Raw genomic sequence first — 19784 nt, 5'->3', positions numbered from 1 at the left:
TTGGCCCATGTCGGAAAGATACTTAATTTTATCTAATCATTAAATTGGAAGAGTACTAGTACTCTTCTAATTTAGAATCTTTTGATTCTATTTGATGGTTTAAGTGTTGATTATCAGTAGAATTAGATAGGGTCAGACGCACGGGTGAACCTGAGAATCTACTTTGGTAAAGCACTCGTTAACTGATAATCCACAAGGAGTCAGGCAACATACAGATCAGTCAACGTAAAAGCCAGTCTAACTAAACACTGGCTTTTTTGATTTACGGTAGGTAAGAAATCAGGCTTCAATCAAGACGTCATTCATGCGTTGTAACAGTACTTCTACGTCCTGTTGACGGGCTAGCCGATACCGTGCAAACGATACGCCCGAACCCACTTTCAGGGTGTAGGCCCAGTTGGGTAGCTGCCGAAACATATCTTCGTCGGTGGTATCGTCGCCAATGCTGATAATAAAGTCATACGGCTTTTGCTCGGCAATCGTTTGAGCTACTGTCCCTTTGCTATGTTGAGCGGGTTTTACTTCCACCACTTTGTTCCCCTGAATAACGGTTAGGGGTATGGAGGATGCCACTCGCCGGAGTTGGGCAGCCAGGTCAATAGCCTGCCCTTCTACGTCCTCGCTCTCGGCCATTCGGTAATGCCAGGCAATAGCCGTTTCTTTACCCTCAATAAATGAACCCGGAAAACGATCCACAAATTGATCCATGGTTAGGCGAACGGGTTCGACCCAGTCATCGGTCGATAAGTCGAGACGCTGCCAGGGCTGATCCGGTTTTTTCAGAAAAGCCCCATGCTCCGCTACCAGATGAACGGGAATGCTGGTAAAGGTCTTTTCCAGAAACGACCGATTACGGCCGCTAATGACCACTACGTCACTGCTTTCGGCTAACTGAATAAGTACTCTTTGTAAGGATTCGGAAGGCCGGGCCTCGGCGGGGTCATTCACAATAGGAGCCAGTGTTCCGTCGAAATCAACTAAGAGTAGTCGCTTTCTTGCGTCGCTAAAGGCGGTCATGAAAGGCTGAATGGGCAGGTCTGTTTCTAAATCGGTTGGGCTGGTTATCATATCGTTGAATGCAGTAAAAAAATCATGGCTCCACCGGAAAACATTGTGATTTTGCAGGTGCTTTCGCATGTGCAGTAACCGTTTTTCCTGTTCGGCCGCGGGCATGAGCAATGCTTGTTTAATCGCATCGGCCACTTCCTGGGTGTCGGTTGGATTGATGATGATGGCATCGCGTAGTTCCTGAGCCGCCCCGGCTAATTCACTTAAAATCAGCACGCCTTTGAGGTCGTGTCGACTGGCGACAAATTCCTTACAAACCAGATTCATGCCATCACGAATGGGTGTAATCAGGGCAATGTTGCAAGCAGTGTACAAGGCCAGTAGCTCCGTAAAGGTCAGCGATCGGTACGAATACACGATGGGTCGCCAGCCAATGGTGCCAAACAGACCGTTGATGCGCCCAATTGTTTCTTCAATCTCACGTTTAAGTTCCTGATATTGCGAGATTTTATCACGCGATGGCACAACCGTCATCACGAAGGTCACCTTGTCATGCCAATCTGGGTTCTGGATCAAAAATCGTTCGTAACCTTGTAATCGGGATGTAATTCCTTTGGTGTAATCAAGTCGGTCAACCGAAAAGATGATCTTGTTATGCCGGAGCAGATTTTTGTAGTGTTGTTGGGTGGCAAAAACCTCCGTGTCCTGTCCGCTTTTATTGAATTTATTAAAATCGATACTGATGGGAAAGGCGTTGACGCGAATTGAGCGGTCAGGCATGATGATGCGTTGCCCAATAATGGGTAAGTCCTGTACCTCAGACACGCTCTGCAAGAAATGCTGAACATAGTCGTTGGTGTGAAATCCAACGACATCAGCTCCCAGTACACCCTGAATGAGTGCTTGCCGCCAGGTTCGGGGTAATAGTTTAATAATTTCGTAAGTGGGAAAAGGGATATGAAAGAAGTAGCCAATCGACGTTTCCGGCATGGCCTGTCGGAGTAGATCGGGCAGTAACATCAATTGGAAATCGTGAATCCAGACGAGATCGCCGGGTTCGACCAGTGCGGTTAATTCTTCCAGAAAACGCGTATTGGCCTGTTGGTAACAATCAAAATCGTGTTCTTTAAAGGAGGCATAGGAGGGAAAATAATGAAATAATGGCCAGATCAAATCATTGCTAAATCCTTCATAAAAGCCTTTATGCACAGCCTCATCTATAAAAACCGGATGCGCCACAAACGTATCGTTTTCCAGGGCTGAGGAGTCGAGTTGTTGAAGGGACGAATCGCCGTGACCAACCCAGTGGATTTTGGTAGCTGATTTTTGCTGATTCTGACCCATTTGTTCTGCCATTGATAGCACAGCCGAAACCAGGCCCCCTGAATTTTGCTCGAGTTTAGGCCCTTCATCCGTTTGTTGTATCGAAAAGGGTAGGCGATAAGAAACAATGAGTAATCGATTAAACGAAGAATTAAACGTCTTCATGGTGTTGATGCGCTACTGAACGCTCAGTGTAGACTAACAAATGACGCATCAACGACTTAGAGGAGGCTTAAACAAATCTTAGAAACTCCTTAGAAGTAAAGCTTGCCCAATTTCCTCTAATCAATTTCTAAGCAGATTGTAAGCGTATTCTTAGCCTGAGACGTCAACTTGCATCACATCATTTCAACGGGTCAGCGGAATACTCTGATCCCATGCGATCTCTGGGTGGGACACGGTCAGACAACTTTCAGGCCTTACTTCTATTTCACTATGTCAAAAAATAATATGGACCTATCCGATAATCTTCTCTGGTATAAAGACGCTATTATTTACGAATTACACATCAAAGCCTTCCGCGATGGCAACGGTGACGGAATCGGTGATTTTCAGGGTCTGCTCGAAAAACTAGATTACTTACAGGAGTTGGGCGTTACGGCCATCTGGCTGCTGCCGTTCTATCCGTCACCCCTGCGCGACGATGGCTACGATATTGCGGATTATTACACCATCAATAAGTCGTATGGCGATATTGAAGAGTTTAAAACCCTGCTCAATGAAGCCCATCAGCGGAACCTGAAAGTCATTACCGAGCTGGTCATTAACCACTCCTCCGATCAGCACCCCTGGTTTCAACGTGCCCGAAGAGCACCCAAAGGATCACCCGAACGAGATTACTACGTCTGGACCGACGACCCAACCCAATACAGAGACGTTCGGATTATTTTTCAGGATTTCGAAAAATCTAACTGGACCTGGGATCATGAGGCTCAGCAGTATTACTGGCACCGCTTTTTTCATCACCAGCCTGATCTGAATTACGACAACCCACTGGTCCAGGAAGAAGTAGTCAAGATGATCGACTACTGGTGTGAGCTTGGTGTAGATGGGTTTCGGCTGGACGCCGTTCCATATCTGTTTGAATGCGAGGGGACCAACGGCGAAAATCTGCCCGAAACCCATGCCTTTCTGAAGACGCTGCGGAAACACGTTGATGATCATTTTCCCGGTGTGGTTTTTCTGGCCGAGGCCAACATGTGGCCCGAAGATTCAGCGTCGTACTTTGGCGAGGGCGATGAATGCCACATGAACTACCATTTTCCGGTGATGCCCCGCCTGTTTATGTCGCTTCAGATGGAAGACCGGTATCCAATTACCGATATTTTTGACCAGACACCCACTATTCCCGACAATTGCCAATGGGCTATTTTCCTGCGTAACCACGATGAACTGACCCTCGAGATGGTTACCGACGAAGAGCGGGATTATATGTATAAAACGTACGCTAAAGACCCAAAAGCCAAAATCAATCTGGGTATTCGGCACCGACTGGCGCCACTACTTGGCAACAACCGGAAGAAAATCGAACTGATGAACAGTCTGCTGTTTTCGTTGCCGGGCACACCTGTTATTTACTATGGCGACGAAATCGGGATGGGCGACAATGTCTACCTGGGGGACCGCGACGGCGTACGAACCCCTATGCAATGGTCGCCGGATCGGAATGCGGGGTTCTCAACGGCGAATCCCCATAGGTTATACCTACCCACTATTCTTGACCCAGAATATCATTATGAATCGGTCAATGTAGAAACTCAGCGACAAAATACATCGTCGTTGTTCTGGTTCATGAAGCGGATGATTACACTGCGCAAAAAACACAAAGCCTTTGGCCGGGGAGACCTGAACTTTCTGACTGTCGAAAATCCTAAAGTGTTAGCCTTTACACGAACCTATGCCGACGAAACCCTCCTGATCGTCATTAACCTCTCGAAGTTTTCGCAGCCCGCCCAGATTGAGTTAGCGGGGTATAGTGGATACGTACCGGTCGAAGCGTTCAGCCAACATTCGTTTCCCGTTGTTTCTGAAAATGAAACGTATTTTTTTACACTGGCACCCCATGATTATCAATGGTTCGTGTTGGAAAAAAAACGTACGGACGTAATCCCTGCTTTCCAGCTGCCGACAATCAATGTGGCGCTATGGGGACAGATTTTGAACAATGGCACTCGCGAACAACTGGAAACAAAGGTTTTGCCGGATTATTTACGCCGAACGGACTGGTTTAGCGAGAAAAAGCAGACCATACAAAGCTTCTCTATTCTGAATCAGGCCCCGCTTCTGCTCCCGGTTGGCTCGGCCTATATACTGCTGCTTGAAGTAACGTATGAACAGGATTTGCCCGAGATATTCCAGCTAATCGTTGCCTTTGCCGGTGCGTCACAGGTTGCCAGACTTACCCACGATTGCCCACAAGCTATACTGGCGAGTCTGGAGCTTGGCCATGAGTCGGGCATTCTTTGCGATGGATTGTATCTACCTGAAGTTCAGCAGGCCCTTCTTCAGAAAATGACTGAAAAAAGTAGGCATAAAGAAGGGAATCTGGCATTTCAGCATACATCGGCGCTGGCCAGTTACGTTCGGGAGCACAGCGCTATAAAGTCAAAATTAGCTACTTCTAGTCATCATTACGCAGCCATCACCTACGACCACTGTTTTCTGCTTAAATTCTACCGGAAGGTTGATATGGCTATCAATCCCGATACGGAACTGACTCGTTTCCTGTCCGAAAACGCTGATTTTTCCTATGTTCCAAAGTTTGCCGGAGCCGTAGAAATGTTTTCGGGAGGTGAGCCGATCCTGTTGGGAGTGATGCAGGAACTGGTTGCCCTGCATGGAGACGGAAAAACGTACGTACTGGAACGGATCAATAACTTTATCGAGCGTATTCTGGCCCGCAATCAGAACCAGTTAGCGACGGCTGTTGATGTCCCGCGCGGAACCTTGAGTCAACCCCTTGCACTTACTGACTTACCCATTGAAACACAGGAGTTGATCGGCCCACGGGGCGCTGAACAGGCTCGTCTACTGGGTATCCGTATCGGGCAGATGCACCGGGCTCTGGCCTCTGATCATACGCATCCGAATTTTGCCCCGGAAGAATTTTCATTGCATTACCAGCGTTCACTATTTTCGGGTTTACAGTCGTTGGTACGCGAAAGCTATCAGAGCCAGCAACGGAATCTACAACGTCTTCCCGACGATGTACGAGCGGATGTTGAGCAGATGCTGGGTCGAAAAGACGACGTCCTGAACCTGCTGAAGCGGATTTACAGTAAAAAGCTGGACACCAGCAAAATTCGAATCCACGGCGATTTGCAACTGGAAAAGATCCTGCTCACGGGCAAAGATATTGCCATCCAGGATTTTGGTGGCGATCCGACCCGAAGTTATAGTGAACGACGGCTGAAACGCTCGCCCCTGCGCGATGTCGCGGCCATGATTCGCTCTTTTTACTACGTAGGGTATGAAGGTTTTTTGCGGACCAATCAGGTAACGGATGATGATCTGGTTCGTATTCTACCCTACGCCGAGTTCTGGGCGCATTACATGAGTGGTTTCTTTATGCACGCGTATCTGGAAACGGTTCAGGGTAGTTCATTTATCCCAACCGACCCGGACGATCTGCAAATGATGCTGGAAACGTACCTACTCGAAAAAGCCATTACCGATTTGAATCAGGAACTCAATCACCGTCCCGATTGGGTGCGTGTTCCATTGCAGCTTATTAAATCCATTGTCAAAGCACCCGTCCCGGTTGTTCTTGAGCCGGAAGAGGTGTAAGTCTGGCCTTTTCAGATACGCCCTATCTTCTAAATAGGGCGTATCTGAAAAGGCCAGACCGATGAAAACGATTGTATGAAACTACCAATAAAACTGATTTTACCCTCTATCTTCTTTTTGTTTAGCCTGACTCCAGTTTGGAGCCAACAGGTTCTCGAAAAAAAAGCATACGTCGTTACCCGGAATCTGGCTGGCCCCGACGAACAGTTTGGGGCCTTATTCGAGGCCGTTCAGATGAAAGCCGTTTTCCCGGACTCCAAAACCTTTGCCGATTGTACGCCTAAATTTCCACCAGAAACGATTCTATTAAATTACGAAATTGCCCGCCAACGTAGTGATTTCAATCTGAAAGCGTTTGTGCTACAGAATTTTACGTTACCGATTAAGCCTGCGTCGGGCTACGCCAGTAAAGCCGGGCAATTGGTTCAGGATCATATTACTGATTTATGGCCCGTGCTCACCCGCCCTGCGTCGCTAACTTCTAAAGCAGCTCAGCAGACCGGTTCGTTGATTTCGTTACCAAAGCCCTATGTAGTGCCGGGCGGGCGTTTTGGCGAAATTTATTACTGGGACAGTTATTTTACGATGCTGGGGTTGAGGGCATCAGGCCAGACTAGCCAGATTCGGAACATGGTCGATAATTTTGCCTACCTCATCAAAACGGTTGGTTTCATTCCCAACGGCAACCGGACCTACTTTTTAGGGCGCTCGCAGCCACCGTTTTTCTCGTTCATGGTGAACCTGCTCAGCGAAATACAGGGCCGTCGGGTGCTGATCAATTACCTGCCCCAATTGCAACAGGAATATGATTTCTGGATGGATGGCAAAGACCAGCTTACGACCCTGCACCCAGTTCACCGGCGGGTGGTTCGGCTGGCCGAAGACGTTTACCTGAACCGGTATTTCGATGATAAACAAACACCTCGCCCGGAGTCATACCGGGAAGATGTGCTACTGGCCCGACGCGCCAAAGATCCGAAAGTACTGTATCAGCACCTTCGGGCCGGAGCTGAATCGGGTTGGGATTTTAGCAGCCGATGGTTTCGCGATGGCAAGAGTCGCCAGACAATCCATACAACAGATTTTATCCCGGTCGACTTGAACTCGCTACTCGTTCATCTAGAACTAACCCTGGCCGAAGCTTACCGCCTGAAGGGTGATGATACCCAGTCGAAAAAATATCTGCAACTGGCCCAGCAACGGCGGGAGGCTATTCAACGCTACTGCTGGAACGCGAAAAGTCTGTTCTATTTCGATTATGATTTTGTGGCCAGAAAACCGTCTACAGTTTATTCATTGGCCGCTGTTTATCCGCTTTTTGTAAAAATAGCGACGCCGGCTCAGTCAATGGCTGTGGCCCGAAAACTAGAGCAATCCTTCCTGAAACCCGGCGGTTTAACTACTACACTTGTCCGCACGGGCGAACAGTGGGACGCACCTAACGGCTGGGCTCCTTTACAGTGGCTGGCTATTCGAGGACTGCGAAACTATAGACAGTTACCACTGGCTACTAAGATTAAAATGAATTGGGTAGCCGAGAACTTGCGCGTCTATAAAGCCAGCGGTAAGATGGTCGAAAAGTACGACGTGATTAATACAACCGCAGCCAGAGGGGGCGAGTATCCCAATCAGGATGGTTTCGGCTGGACAAACGGGGTGTTGCTGAAGCTGTTGAGTGAGAAATAAATCTTATATAATCAGCCTCACTCCGCCCAGTTCCTCAACGCGGTACTGGAATCGCTGGCCGGGGAGCCGACATAAACCTGACAGGGGTAATCTATTTGGCCGAATTCTTCAGCTTCTAATCGGTTGGGTAAGCCGTATATAAATTTGGGGTTTCTGAACCCATTGATCAGATCCCAATTGACGAAAGTTTTGACGGGATGGATTTTCGTACAGATGAAATCGAATCAGATAGTTCATAATGCGTAAGGAATAGAACTAAAGCCAGAAATGCCCAAAAGATAAGATTAGCTACCTATCGCTTATAATAATGGTGCCAACCATGTATTTCCGAGGATCGGGGGCGGTCAAGCCGGACTAAATGCTGACGTTATGGCCTGAAAAAGGCCGTCTGCGGGTTGTTGTTGCAGTGCGCCAGCAATAGATTGCGGTTTGATTACCAACACAGGAACTTTAGCGTGATTGACAATCTGCTCAATAAACGGGCCGAATAAAGAAAATTTACTGGCCTTGTCGATGTCGGAGGTGATAATGATCTGGTCGGCCTGTAGTTCGCTTGCTTCTTGGTGTATCGTACACGGTTGAGCGCTGTTTGGCTGTAATCAATGGGAACCAGTAGTTTTTTATAGGCTAATTTGCATGGCTTTGGGGATTTAGATCGATTAAAAAAAATAGTAGGTACTGAGTCCAAGTTCCACCGCAATGCTTAACAACTGCTTAATACCCGATTAGAATTTGATAAGAAAGTCTAACTTGTTACGTAAATAGTTATGACCGCGCTTTATAAACCACGATCGATTCGGGCTGTAGAATGAGCGTGTCCTCATCCGAGAGAAAGTCTAGGGAAGCTACAGGACCGCTCCAAAGTGGGTCGGCCGAATCGAGTAATTTCTGCCAGTTTTTTCCCAGAGAAGGCAACGTAATCGGCTGATCTATCTGAGAAAAGTTTAATAGGCAAAGCACGTGATTGTCTCTACACCAACGGTGAAGGATCATGGTCTGCTGGTCTTGCCGGTGATTGATTTCTACCTGCTTTGGATTCAGATGGTAGAGTGCCGGTTGTGATCGGCGTAAAGCGGTAAGGGCCTGGTAATAGTGGTAGAGTGTTTTATTGGGAACCTGATTCAGTAATTCCCATGAAAGAGGCTTATTATCGGTCAATAGAGATACCTTATCCGTAGCGTGAACGGCCGAAAACGGACTGGTTTGTAATGATTCCGAAAACGGATTCGTAGCCCCCCACTCTTCGCCCATGAAAATGGTCGGAATATAGGGGCTAACCATAATGGAGCCGGCCGTAAGTTTCAATAATTCAAGGCTAATGACCGCTTCTTCCTCAGGTAATTCGTGATGACCCGCCTGCTTATAATTTTGGGAAACCGTAAGCAAAGGCGCTACAGGTGCAGTTTTTGCCTGTCGTTCAAACAACTCCTCAAGAATTGACGAAAAATGGGTATCATATGCAAAATCCTCCCGGTAGGTTTTGGCCTGGTGATCACCGCTTCTGTCGGTGAGGTAGTAACTCCGGCAATCGTCGTCGGTCGTTGCTAACGGACTACTACCAACTTGCAGACTCGTTGGGCTATACATGGGTATTTCGGTCAGACCCTGTTCGATAAGCAGGTAGTACTGACGACCCGTTAGGGCTGTCAATTTATTGGTGTGTTCCCGAATTTCCTGTAAAATTCGCTCAGAATCACTAAGTGAATACCCTACATCCAGGCGAATAGCGTCGGCATGAAAATCACGGAACCACATTAAGGTATTCTCAATCAGGTAACTCCGATACGCGTCCTGTTGGATAGTAGTGAACTGAGTGGCTTTAGTCTGACTGGTACTTTGTTTTCTGGGAATATATGTGCTAATGTCCCGATTACTGGTTGCTCCCTGATCGATGGAATTTGGAATTATATCCAGAATGACCGCAATGCCCTCATAATGGCAGGCATTGATCAGTTGTTGCAACTGAGTAGGGCCTCCATACGAAGCCTGTACGGCATAAATAAACGATTCCTTATGTGTCTGGTTTTTTGACTCCGGAAATGGAGCGACGGGTCTGATAACAAGCGCGTTGATGCCTAGTTTTTTCAAATGGCCCAGTTTGCTGATGATCGCCTGGAGCGTGCCATCGGGCGTAAAGGTGTGAATGTCGAGTTCATAAATAATGTACTCATCGAGGGGAGGGTTGATCCAGGAGGAATCTTCCCAGTAGAATTTGTTCGTATCTACCGCCTGCGAAGGGCCATATACGCCCTGGGGCTGTAACAGCGATGCTGGATCAGTATATTCCTTCTCGTTGTCGAGCACAAACGTATACAAATCGCCAGGTTTGATTTGGTCAGTCTCCAACTGCCAATAACCTGAATGATCGTTTGTTAACGGAAGGTGTACAGGCTGGTCATGGATAGCTACCGCCACCTGTTTGGCCAGCGGAGCCCATAGAACTACAGTTGCCTGCTGTTCTGTAGCAAAAGTAACCCCAAGGGTTCGTCTGTTTATATCGAGCTGATTCATCATAGGGTTCATATATAGATGCGGTAAGCAGATAGAGCTACGTATTAAAGCTCCGCTTAACCAGTCAACTTGAATCGCACGTTGTTCATTAAGTACGACTAATACCGTAGAAATTCCCGGATGTCAATCTGTTTTCGGATCATCTGGACGAGCTTCCAGACTTGAAAACCTGATACAATTACAGCTACAACTGAGAGTGTCAGAAGTGATCCTGTAAGACGAGATATCATAAACCTATCGTTGCATGATTTAAATTGATATAAACCAAAGAACGCAGGGGCGACTTAGAATCACCTTAAGCAGGTATTAGAAAGTACTTAGAGAATATATTGAATGAATTGAGGATGCTTAATCCCGCCATCCGGCTTTTTCTGTGAATCCTGACAGATATTTAACTCATTTACTGCTGGGTAAGCGGCTCAAAATGGTGTGGCCGTTATGGGTATGGAACGGTTAGAAACTGTGTGAAAATCCCGTGAACATGGAAAAAGGCATCTGATAAAAGAGGAATTTTGTAGCGACCAAACCGCAAAACTTCCCTCTCAGATGCCTCAGCACAAAAGTACGCAAAACCCCCTCAAAAATATCTGACCGAACTCTCCAATCAACCGCACGGGCGGCCCCGAATGGAAGCAGTTGAAGAAACTCCTGCCAATTCCCAAAAAACAAGCCGATGGGCCGGGACGAACCCCGCTGGGGTGGTTCCATTTAGCGGGCCAGTTTAGTGCGTAGTTTTTGACAAATTTAGATAATACTCGTTTTCAAACTGTTCTGGGCTCCGGTAGCCCAACGATGAGTGCTTGCGTTTGCGATTATAGTAGCATTCAATATATTCAAATAACTTTGTACGGGCGTCCTCAAGGTTCTGAAATATGCCATCCTGAATTAATTCAGCTTTCAATCTCGACCAGCAAGACTCCATAAAAGCGTTGTCGTAGGGATCGTCAGGATGACTCATACTTTGGCGTAACTTGTTATCTTTCAGCGTTAAGCGAAAGCCCTTGTCAATGTATTGACCGCCACGATCAGAATGAACAATCGCTTGTGCAGTGTCCCGATTTATTAGACCCTCTCAGGCTCGCCAGCAGGATTAAAAGAAACTACAAGCATTAGACCAGAAGCAGGCCGAACTAGAACAGTTGTTGAAACAAGTTTTGAGTCGAAAATAGCTGCCCAATTCTGCTGATAATCAATATTTAAACCATCAAGTAAAATCAAAAGAAGCTCTAGGATCTAAATTGGAAGAGCACTAATACCCAAGTAGTGTAAGTACTTAGTTTTTATTTTAGGTATTTATACTTAATTTTGTTGACAGCCTCGTTGAAGCTGTCTTATAAATTACGGTAATTGCTGAAACGCTGGTTCCATTTGGAGCTGGCGTTTTTGCTATAAAAAACAGCCGTCACCTAGCAAGTAACGGCTGATCAATGCATGTAATAAACTAAACCATTATCTGTACTACCCACGGGGTAGATTTGGAGTTACTGGCAGTGAGGCAACGGGCGAAGCCTGAATGAACAGTTGCCAGCAGTTAATAGGCTTCATATTCATAGATAAATTCATATCCTCCATCGCGTTGGGCTACTTTGATTAGTAAGCCATTGGCATCATAGGTATTGGTTTCATCATCAGTCAGTACATTATTTTTACTGAATGTTTTCCAATCAGGATCAAGATAAGAACCAAATAAGAACCTGTAGAATGGATTTGGCTTATCATCGTACTGGTACGTGTTTACAACGTTACTTTTATCATAGGTGGTAGTCTGCATTCTTCTTCTAACTTTTTGTTGCACAATATTACCTGCCTGATAGATATAGTCTTCAATGGTTGAATCCCTGGCCATGCCTAATCTGCCCGATAGGGATACCATTCGACTAGGGACTAGGGCCGTCGAGTTACTATACGTCAAGTGAACTTCTCCGGTTAAGGATTCATAACCAGGAGCGGATATGTAAGTGTACTTAGCGGAGAGCCGACCAGTTGAATCGAAGTAAAGTATGTATTTATTGCTACCCAAATTCGTCGTTGCTTTAGTTATTCTTCCTGTTGGGTCGTAGTCATAAAGAAAACCAACCGTTACAGGGGCAGGGCCTCCATGACTGACAACCGAGTCTATCCAGCCATTACTAGTATAGGTATAGATTGTTTCTGTGGGAAGGGAACCGGACTTCGGGTAGGATTTAGTTACTTTTTTAATTCGAAACCGCTGCTGAACTACTGGATTTTCAGGCTGCTGGCAAGCGATAAACGAGACGAAAATGCTGAAAAAGCAAAACCAGATAGACGAGTTGAGTCTCATTAGCGAAAGGTTGATAGAAAGACATTGGTTTCTGATAGATCGGCGAAGGATAAAAAAGGTAAGTCTAGAAGGGAGGAGGTAGCGGGATTATTAGCTTCAGAAGGCGGCCTCTTTCCGACTCATAGCCGTATAAACAAATAACCCTGTCTTATGGCGAGGCTATTATTGTTTGTTGAATAGGTTGGTTTGATTGCTGGTCATCGGGCAAAGTTAATGGCCGCTTACTGTTTCCCTTTTAACTTACTCTTCCCTTTCCCATTCGCTTTATAATCCATCTATCTCCCGTTGAGTCGTGTGACTACCTGTCGAAACACTATTACTTGGATTAGCCGCTGCGTCAACACCGGTACCAACTGATGAGGTAGGTACCGGATAATCCGCTCGCTTAGGTATCGTTTTGCTTTTCTGCTTGGCGTCCTTATTGTTGGGTGCGCCTTTACTCTCCATCTGGCTATTAGTAGGGGTTTGCGTATTACCAGATTGAGCCCATGCCTGTAGGGTTCCAGTCAGCAGAACCACTGCTATAGCCATTTGCATCTTTTTCATGTGTCTAGTTCGTTTACAATGGTGTCAGTTGTTGAAGTAAACAAATTGACAAGGCATAAGGGACTAGATAGTGTATCAAATAAGATGATGGAATCAATACACTTGCAACTCATTTATAGTACTAGCGATGGTGGATTTATCCTTCATATATGCCGTCTAGTAAATTTGTGATAGTTTATAGGCTTGAAAAGGTGACACAAGATTTCTAATAAAGTCTAAATCGGTAACAAATTAAGGCTTAAGTATTATTAGTTAATCCCATGAACGCCACTACGAGTATTACTATTCAAGAAGTAATCGATCAGGCCAGACAGTATCTTGAGCAGGGCATAAGCCAGGATGAAGCTATTCGTCGGGCAATTGCAGCGGCCAAAGCCTAATTACGTGAACAGAATTGGCCCAACTCTCCCTCTTATTTACGATAGGTAGTAACAGCCTATTCGTAAATCCGTGCGTCTGAAATGTCTGGTACACTATTGGCGAAGCGGATTCAGCAATGGTCCAGCGACCGTTCGGAACTTGATTAGGGAGCCAACTTTTCGGCTACTCACAATAAAAATTGCTTCATGTAATAGCCAAATACGTAATATCCTCCGCCAATGATTAGTAATCCTGCGGCAATGGCTAATAGAATGATGGCCCAGCCAAAGGCACCAAAGTAGGTTAGTACCATAGGATTCTCAGGATCGCCTAGCTTATAGACAACAGTTGCTTTTTCGCCCACTTGCCAATCTGGTGGGGAACTCGCAACATTATAGGCATGGTGTATTTCTTTGCCGGTAATAGTCGTAAATTTAAAAATAGGCCGATAGGTTGATTTCCCCTTTTTGCTATTTTCTCGAACAAGCTCTTCAACCGTGGCCAGTGTACGGGTTCCTGTTTTAATAAAATTAATCGAGTTGGAGAATAAATACAGTGAGCCTAGAAGTACTACTATGCCCGCTAAACAAGTAAGAAAGTAGCCCATTGACGCTAGGAGTTTGCTAGATGGTTTCTTTTCGCATAGGATAATGTGCCTGGCAATTTACGGTCTAGATCCCTCCCAGACGGTAATCAACTGATTGAACGGTTGTATTTTGAGTTTGATGCCTGTTGCCTAACAAGTAGGTAACTACGACTGCTACGATAATTACATCTACAGTGCGCAGCTTATTCAACCTATCACCTTACGTCTGACACCCTTAGCCTTACTGTTTCCTTGTTATTTCTCCCCAGAGTTGTACGAACAGCAACAAAATGGTAGAACAACCACTTACAGTGTCAGACAAGAAAGCCTACTATTTAATCTGAAATAGATAGGTATCACACTTGCGTTGTCTGTAACATTATAATTGTTCCTGTAGAGGTGATGGTTACCTTAGTGCGAATACTATTGGCGGGACTACAGCAATCGGTTGTTGTAGGGCTCGACCTGGATTTTTTGATAAGCCTACATTCTTGGTCAGTACATTTTTTCCCTCTATGGCCATGAATTGCCCGGTAGGAATCGTTCGCTACAGTCCTGGCCAGTTTTGCTATACCTTACCGGTTAGTTCGACCGGGTCACTCTGGTCAGGATTTGGTGCCTGGCATTTTCGAGTGTGCTGCTTCCTGCGTATTGAATGGGACACTCCCCATCATTACAGACCAGAAAAGCAGATAGCTCTGTTTATTCAGCCTCGAGAAAGTTTCAGGATTCTAAATTCAGGGGGCTCTCTCCGACGCGTTACTCCATATCCAGGTTAATGGATATCCACACAATCCTGGGGCTTAATGCCGCATTCTGGGGCGCTATCTAGTACTATTACGGTTGTGATCACTTTCTTTGCAGGCTGAGATTTATCCCTCTAAAAGAATTTCTGGCTAGGCCAATAAATAAATTTTCCAGGATTTATAAAGGATATTTTGTTACTGAAATGAAAATAAAAGAAACAAGTAGTAGTAATTTTTAGTATCATAGTAGTACTACATAGGAAAAACTGGATTTTATTTTCCTCAACGGCTCTAGCTATGAAGCGATCTTCTCATGCGGCACAGATTCAACACAACTTTGATCCTGACCAGGTTCTTTATTTAGCTGGGGATGTTAATTATTGCACCGTTTATCTGCTGGATGGCCGAGCCATTCTATCTAGTCGAACTCTAAAGTGGTATAGTGATCGGTGGACATGTTTCATTCGAATTCACAAGGGTTATTTAATCAACCCGGCGTATGTTCATACTTGTACCGTTCTTTCTTCGATTTTGGCCTATATGATTATGCATAATGGCGCTCGGCTACCGATCGGCCGACGCCGAATTAGCCAGGTCATTCAGGAGCTCGGCTTTGGATTGCCTGCCTACGGCCGTACGAGTAGCTATCTGCTGGCTGCTAGTTAAAGCCAACTTTCGCCTTTTTGTAAATTTTATCCACAGGGGTTGGGGATAGTTGTGGGTAAGTTCTGAAAAAGGGGGTATAGGGGACGCTGAATTGTAAAAGCACCTAAAGCGCTGGACTCAGTCCTCACTAAGAAAATAGAGTTTTGGCGTGGTAGCCACGTCAACCCAATACAACCGCAAATTCTCCACATACGACTTCCACTCCTCGAAGCTAAACGGCTTGCCGGTAACGGCATTGGCGCCACGCATATAAGCCTCTCCTCGTTTCAGCAGATTTTTATTGGCTGACAACATAATAATGGGTAGTAAACGACCTTGGGGATGTCCTCGTAATAAGGTCAAAAAATCCAGCCCATCCAGTTCACTTTGCAAGTCAATATCCAGCAATACCAGCCGGGGCCCCGGACCCGACAAATCGCTCAGAAAGCGGGCCGCTTCGGCAAAACTCTGGATACCCAGAAAATGGGCCTGAGGAAAGACGTTCCTGGCTGCTCGCCGGAGGATATCTACAATGTGGGGGTCATCATCAACGACCAATATGGGAAAGGAAGTTGGCATTGGGTTCACGAAAAAGTCTATAGATAAAGAAATTGAAAAACAATTAGCGATTTTTAGGGCTTATAAGGACGCAAACGATTCTTGAAATGCAACCTACCGAAGGCTCAATTGTTTCATTTATGATTCTGGTGGTCGACGATGAGCCACCCGTCTGTGATCTTCTGACCAGAATTGCGCAGAAGGCATTTCCCGAAGCGACTTTTACCAACACCCGATCGGCCCCAGAAACGCTGACTTATCTGGCCAAGACGACTAAATTGCCCCAATTAGTCTTGTTGGACATCGATTTGAAGGCCGAAGCGAATGGTTTGGCTTTATTACCAGACCTAATTCAGCGGTTTCAAGGTAAAGTCCCTGTAATCATATTTAGTATGGATGGGACCAAACTAACTATTGAACAAGCCTATCACCTAGGCGCGGTGGCCTACACGGTGAAGCCTGATGATTTGGCGGGGTGGACTGATTATCTGGCGGTGATGAGGGATTATTGGTATAAAACGACGCGGCTACCCACGAACGATTCGCTCAATTAACCCCTTGCCGTTACCCGGATTCGAATAAGTCCTGAACAAACGAATCTAAGCAATGGGTAGGTACACGCTGAACCGGGCTCCTTGACCAAGCTGACTGCTAGCCGTGATGGCTCCGCCATGATTGGCCACGACCCGCTCACAAATAGCCAGACCAATACCGGTCCCAGCAAATTCGTTCTTGCCATGCAGCCGCTGAAAGACCTGGAATATGCGGTCCAGATACTTCTCATCGAAACCGATCCCATTGTCGACCACGTCAATCTGATGATAGGCTGAGGTTGCCCAGGCCGGCTTCACGGAAATCGGGAGCTGGTCTGCTCCTAAGGTTTGGGCGTTAATGTGAATGATCGGAGGAATCGAACGTCCGGACGAGTCCGCCCGGCGAAACTTCAGAGCATTACTCAACAGATTCTGAAACAGCATATCCAATTGAGCCGCATCCCCCTGCACGGTCGGTAAAGAGCCTATCTCCACCTGGGCATTGGTTTCACTAATCACCAAGTCGAGTGTAGCGAGTACCCGATGAATGGTTCCCGTCAGCGGTACCGGCTTATTAACATCTCGTTGTGTGGCAATGCGCGAAAAGTTCAACAGATCCCGGATTAAGGTGGACATTCGGCTGGCCGCAACCTGCATCCGCTCAATATACATCTGCTCTTCACTCGATAAGGCATCCTGCCGCATCGCTAATAGATTACCGAACTGCTGGATTTTACGCAAGGGCTCCTGCAAGTCATGGGAAGCTACATAGGCAAAGGTTTGCAGGTTGGCATTCGAGCGCAGGAGCAACCCGTTGGCCTCTTCCAACTCTTCATTCAGCATGGCATACTCTTCAAGGCTGGCAGCCAGTTTTTCGTTGGTTGCCGCTAACTCCTCGGTCCGGGTTTGTACTTCATTTTCCAGCGCCAGCTGCAAGGCTTGTTGCATCGTGATATCCTGGGCCGTACCCGCCAGAATTAGTGCGTTGCCATCTGCATCGAAGGTGGTCTGTCCGCTGGCATGAATGATGCGCTCATGCCCCGTTTTGCTATGCAAGATGGTATATACCTCATCAAAATGGCCAGTGCCCCCTTTTTGAAGCGCCCGCCCGATTGCCACGTTAATTCGCTTCTGGTCTTTAGGGTGGATACTGGGAGAAGGGACCTGTTGTAAAACGGCCTCTGTGGTGCCTAACCAGGTTTGTAATCGTTCCGAATACGTAACTTGCCCGGTTTGGGCATTAATGGCCCAAGTGCCTAATTCCGCCAGTTCAATGGCATTCCGCAGAGCCGCTTCACTGTCCCGCAACGCCAATTCTCGCTGCTTGGTCTGGGTAATATCGGCAGCATGGACAATCAACCCAAGTACCTGTTCCTCTTTATTTTTGTAAGGTGTATAGGTGATGTTCAACCATCTTCCTTCCCCCATTCGAGTGGGAGACCACAATTCGTAGCGCTCCTGTTGTCCTCCATAAGCAATGGCTAAATGAGGCAGTACATTTTGATAAGCCGCTTCGCCAATAAACTCGCGTACCGTTTTTCCAATGGCCTCCGTCGGATTGACCCCGAACCATTGCCGGAAGGTATCATTGTAGTATTGATAGCGCTGCTGGTCATCCAGGTAAAAGATCATCGCTGGCACCGTATTGCTTAACAGTTCCAGATGGGTTCTGCTTTCTTCGACCTTTTTTCGAGCCAGTACTTGTTCGGTAATTTCATTAGCGACCACGGTGACACCACGAATGGTCCCATCAACCGCTCGAAGAGGTTGATAGACGAAATTGAAATACACCAGTTCAAGTTGACCCTTTCGCTTTAAGGGAGCGTTTAACTCATTCGCGTACAAAGGTTCACCAGTAGCGAGGACAGTGGCCAACAGTTCTTCGTAGCCCTTTCCCTTAATTTCTGGCATGGCCTCAAACATAGGTTTTCCCAACAACTCATCCGCTGGACGGCCAACAAGCTGCTGATAAGCCTGGTTGGCCGTTTCAATAATGTGATCAGAGCCCCGGAAGACAGCTATGGCAATGGGAGCCTGTTCCACCAGGGCCCGAAACTGTTGTTCGGGAAACTGGACCTGCTGTCGGCTTTTGGTCGCTTCGGTTGTATCCTGGCAGTTGACCAATACTCCACCATTCTGGCCATGATCATCAAAAATCAGACTACAGGAAAAAGTCCAATAAACCTCCTCCCAAACACCATGACGCTCAAGCCGTATAGGTACCTCCTGACTAGTAACGGGCTCACCCGTCTTGCGTACGCTGCTGAGCATGGGGATCATAAAGTCCCAATCTTTTCCGCATAGCTCCTGAACAGATTGACCAAGGGCCGGATGTTTTTCTGGGGCCAGGCTCGGAATCACCGCGTCATTGTAGAAGCTATAATGCTCTTCTCCCCAAAACACAAACATGGGTAGGCTTGCCTGTAGCAGATTACTAACGGAGACCCGTAAACTGTAAGGCCATTGGTCGGGTGTGCCTAAGCTGGTTTTAGACCAGTCGTACTGCCGGAGGAAGGCTGCCGTCTTGCCGTTTCCCCGTAGAAAAGGGTAATGCTTAGGGGTAGAAGTTGTCTCCAAAGTGGAAGCTGTTGACGCTATAGGGCGTTTGCTGATTGGCCTAGCCAAGGTTTACTGAGGACAAAAATAAGAAGTATGAAGTATTTGATCGACTTACCGGTAAAAAGGAAGTACCCAGCGGACTTTTTTCGGTTTTGCCGCGAAGTTGAGTGCTCATTTTCAAAATAAATATGGCTACAGCCGTCTTGCAAACTCAGCAACCAATAGTCCACTAATCCCTATTTTGTGTATTACGTTAGTTCGCGCTAGGCGCGACGGTGTGGTTTCACGAAACGCTCAGGCTGATGGCTTGGGCGTTTTTCATAAAAACAGCCGCCACCTAGTAGGTAGCGGCTGATTGCTGCATGTAATAAACTAAAATATCATTTACACTACTCATAAGCCAGGCTGTTGGTTATTGGCAGTGAGGTAACGGGCAAAGAAAAAGCTACAATCGAATGAAAAGACTTTAAAGCAGGATCAACTAATACGTTCCATTGTAAGTTATCATCTAGCTATTTCTCTACCTCATCCACACTGACTCGATAGCTATCCCAAGCTCCTTCACTAATTGCCTTTGTGTTGGCATCGCAACAGACGACCCGGCCAACCCGCAATAACCCGTATCTGAGCGTTTA

General features: G+C 46.6%; 13 protein-coding genes. 4 read left to right on the top strand and 9 right to left on the bottom strand.

The genetic code is table 11. The features are described 5' to 3' along the window. Window positions 1-279: 279 nt before the first annotated feature. Window positions 280-2496 (bottom strand): bifunctional alpha,alpha-trehalose-phosphate synthase (UDP-forming)/trehalose-phosphatase, encoded by a 2217-nt coding sequence (locus ACYVGR_RS03820; protein WP_460953952.1) that lies wholly within the window; start codon window positions 2494-2496, stop codon window positions 280-282. A 270-nt stretch (window positions 2497-2766) separates the two neighbouring features. On the opposite strand from ACYVGR_RS03820, the gene treS reads away from it, so the two are divergent. Continuing rightward, on the top strand, window positions 2767-6117 hold the full coding sequence (gene treS / locus ACYVGR_RS03815) for a maltose alpha-D-glucosyltransferase (protein WP_460953951.1): 3351 nt from the start codon (window positions 2767-2769) through the stop codon (window positions 6115-6117). A 75-nt stretch (window positions 6118-6192) separates the two neighbouring features. Further along, on the top strand, window positions 6193-7803 hold the full coding sequence (gene treF, locus ACYVGR_RS03810; RefSeq protein ID WP_460953950.1) for an alpha,alpha-trehalase TreF: 1611 nt from the start codon (window positions 6193-6195) through the stop codon (window positions 7801-7803). A gap of 344 nt (window positions 7804-8147) precedes the next feature. Here treF and ACYVGR_RS03805 read toward each other — a convergent pair whose 3' ends face one another. The 6 genes from ACYVGR_RS03805 to ACYVGR_RS03780 all read right to left on the bottom strand — a co-directional run bounded on the left by ACYVGR_RS03805 (window position 8148) and on the right by ACYVGR_RS03780 (window position 14129). Continuing rightward, window positions 8148-8372, bottom strand: coding sequence for a universal stress protein (locus ACYVGR_RS03805; protein ID WP_460953954.1), 225 nt, complete (start codon window positions 8370-8372; stop codon window positions 8148-8150). 196 nt (window positions 8373-8568) lie between these two features. Beyond that, on the bottom strand, window positions 8569-10317 hold the full coding sequence (locus ACYVGR_RS03800; protein WP_460953949.1) for an alpha-amylase family glycosyl hydrolase: 1749 nt from the start codon (window positions 10315-10317) through the stop codon (window positions 8569-8571). Between the two features lie 718 nt (window positions 10318-11035). Beyond that, entirely contained in the window at window positions 11036-11299 is a 264-nt protein-coding gene (locus tag ACYVGR_RS03795; protein ID WP_460953953.1) for a transposase, read from the bottom strand. A gap of 546 nt (window positions 11300-11845) precedes the next feature. Further along, the gene (locus ACYVGR_RS03790) at window positions 11846-12616 is read right to left on the bottom strand and encodes a hypothetical protein (protein ID WP_460953948.1); all 771 of its coding nucleotides are present in this window, start codon (window positions 12614-12616) and stop codon (window positions 11846-11848) included. A 264-nt stretch (window positions 12617-12880) separates the two neighbouring features. Next, a complete protein-coding gene (locus ACYVGR_RS03785; RefSeq protein WP_460953947.1) occupies window positions 12881-13162 on the bottom strand; it encodes a hypothetical protein in 282 nt (93 codons plus the stop codon). Between the two features lie 547 nt (window positions 13163-13709). Continuing rightward, the gene (locus ACYVGR_RS03780; protein ID WP_460953946.1) at window positions 13710-14129 is read right to left on the bottom strand and encodes a DUF3592 domain-containing protein; all 420 of its coding nucleotides are present in this window, start codon (window positions 14127-14129) and stop codon (window positions 13710-13712) included. Window positions 14130-15151: 1022 nt separating this feature from the next. Between ACYVGR_RS03780 and ACYVGR_RS03775 the strand changes: the two genes are divergently transcribed. Continuing rightward, window positions 15152-15520 (top strand): LytTR family transcriptional regulator DNA-binding domain-containing protein, encoded by a 369-nt coding sequence (locus ACYVGR_RS03775; RefSeq protein ID WP_460953945.1) that lies wholly within the window; start codon window positions 15152-15154, stop codon window positions 15518-15520. A gap of 117 nt (window positions 15521-15637) precedes the next feature. Here the strand turns inward: ACYVGR_RS03775 and ACYVGR_RS03770 are convergent, their stop codons facing one another. Next, window positions 15638-16078 (bottom strand): response regulator, encoded by a 441-nt coding sequence (locus ACYVGR_RS03770; RefSeq protein ID WP_460953944.1) that lies wholly within the window; start codon window positions 16076-16078, stop codon window positions 15638-15640. Between the two features lie 86 nt (window positions 16079-16164). On the opposite strand from ACYVGR_RS03770, the gene ACYVGR_RS03765 reads away from it, so the two are divergent. Further along, window positions 16165-16611, top strand: coding sequence for a response regulator (locus ACYVGR_RS03765; RefSeq protein ID WP_460953943.1), 447 nt, complete (start codon window positions 16165-16167; stop codon window positions 16609-16611). Between the two features lie 45 nt (window positions 16612-16656). Here the strand turns inward: ACYVGR_RS03765 and ACYVGR_RS03760 are convergent, their stop codons facing one another. After that, complete coding sequence (locus ACYVGR_RS03760) at window positions 16657-19167, bottom strand: PAS domain-containing sensor histidine kinase (RefSeq protein ID WP_460953942.1); 2511 nt, start codon at window positions 19165-19167, stop codon at window positions 16657-16659. Between the last annotated feature and the right edge of the window lie 617 nt (window positions 19168-19784).

This window comes from Spirosoma litoris (assembly GCF_054776755.1).
The sequence above is the reverse complement of the archived record's forward strand: the minus strand, read 5'-3'. Positions and strand labels throughout refer to the sequence as shown.